The organism is Nocardia alba NBRC 108234 (assembly GCF_001612665.1).
In the GTDB taxonomy this organism is placed as follows: Bacteria; Actinomycetota; Actinomycetes; order Mycobacteriales; family Mycobacteriaceae; genus Nocardia; species Nocardia alba.
In genome coordinates, this window is sequence record NZ_BDAX01000057.1 from 1 (window position 1) to 755 (window position 755).

Annotated in this window: 1 protein-coding gene; it reads left to right on the top strand. The window is 61.3% G+C overall.

The window, feature by feature from the left end; all coding sequences use genetic code 11:
* Positions 1-575: glycosyltransferase (locus NA12_RS32845; RefSeq protein ID WP_218017156.1), on the top strand; the 575-nt coding region annotated here is incomplete at its 5' end.
* Between the last annotated feature and the right edge of the window lie 180 nt (positions 576-755).

Genomic DNA, 755 nt, shown 5'->3' on the forward strand with positions numbered 1-755 from the left:
GCGAGTTCTATGACGCGGTGATCCCGAATTACTATGCTGTGGAGGAGTTTCCGTACTCGGCCGACAAAGACGACTACTTCCTTTTCATCGGCCGGCTGATCGAGGCCAAGGGCATTCAGATCGCGATCGACACCTGCACGCGTCTCGGCGTGAAGCTCATTGTCGCCGGCGCGAGCGCGGGCGAGGTGCCGACCGCCGAGTGTGTCGAGTACGTCGGCGTCGTCGACAGCGTCCGACGTGGCGAGCTCATGAGCCGCGCCCGCGCGGTTTTCGTGCCCACGCTGTATCTGGAACCCTTCGGTGGCGTGCACGCCGAAGCCATGCTGTGCGGCACTCCCGTCATCACCACCGATTGGGGCGTATTCACCGAAACCGTGCAGCAGGGCGTACAGGGTTTCCGCTGCCGCACCCTGCGCGAATTCTGCACGGCTGCGGAAACAGTGGACAAACTCGACTACCGCGCGATCCGCGAGTACGCGATAGGCAAGTTCTCCACCGATGCCGTCGCGCCCCAGTACGAAACCTATTTCGAACGACTACTCGACCTCTGGGACGACGGCTGGTACGCCCGCTAGCAGCCGGTTTACCGTGGTCAACATCGAGAGAGATGCGAGGTTAACAGCAGGCGTCGGGTTACCGGCAGTTGTCTACTTGGCGCAGTCGCGAATGAATGCCGTTGCCCGAAAAGAATTTTGACGGATCCGAACTATCTTTCTCGGCATGACCGACGATGCCGCTCCCGCATCCGCCGCTGT